This is a genomic window from Proteus sp. LHD240705 (assembly GCF_047921555.1).
Lineage (GTDB): Bacteria > Pseudomonadota > Gammaproteobacteria > Enterobacterales > Enterobacteriaceae > Proteus.
Genome location: NZ_JBLRMI010000034.1, coordinates 1 through 652 on the forward strand (window position 1 = coordinate 1; position 652 = coordinate 652).

General features: G+C 53.5%; 1 protein-coding gene. It reads right to left on the reverse strand.

Annotation, left to right across the window (positions count from 1 at the left end):
* A partial coding sequence (locus tag ACNART_RS17875) for an Ig-like domain-containing protein (RefSeq protein ID WP_416303685.1) occupies positions 1–652 on the reverse strand: 652 nt, incomplete at both ends.

The window sequence follows — 652 nt, forward strand, 5'->3', positions numbered from 1 at the left end:
GATTTCAGCCGTAACAGAGTAGTTACCGTCTGCCGTCACTTTATCTGCCGGAATAGTCACTTCGGCTTTCCCCGCAGTCACTTCATCCGCCGTCAGCGTATGTTCAACAGTGTCAGTGCTACCATCAGGTTTGGTGATCGTCAGGGTGAGTTTATCCCCTTCCGCACTGCCTGCTGGCACAGTCACTTCGGTTTGTACACCATCTTTTAGCTCGTCGGCATTTACACCATTAGTCGCTTCTGGGATCGTGACTACAGGGGTTGTATCTACCACGCCGTCACCGTCGGTGTCGCCTGGAATTTGAGTGTCGACCGTAAAGTCAGTTGGTTGACCTTTTCCACTGGTGTTACCCGCTGGATCGGTAATTTCAGCCGTAACAGCGTAGTTACCGTCTGCCGTCACTTTATCTGCCGGAATAGTGACCTCGGCTTTACCCGCAGTCACTTCATCCGCCGTCAGTGTGTGTTCAACGGTGTCAGTGCTACCGTCGGGTTTGGTGATCGTCAGGGTGAGTTTGTCCCCTTCCGCACTGCCTGCTGGCACGGTCACTTCAGTTTGTACGCCGTCTTTTAGCTCGTCGGCATTTACACCGTCGGCTGCTTCTGGAATAGTCACTTGCGGTAATGCATCCACCACGCCGTCACCGTCGGTA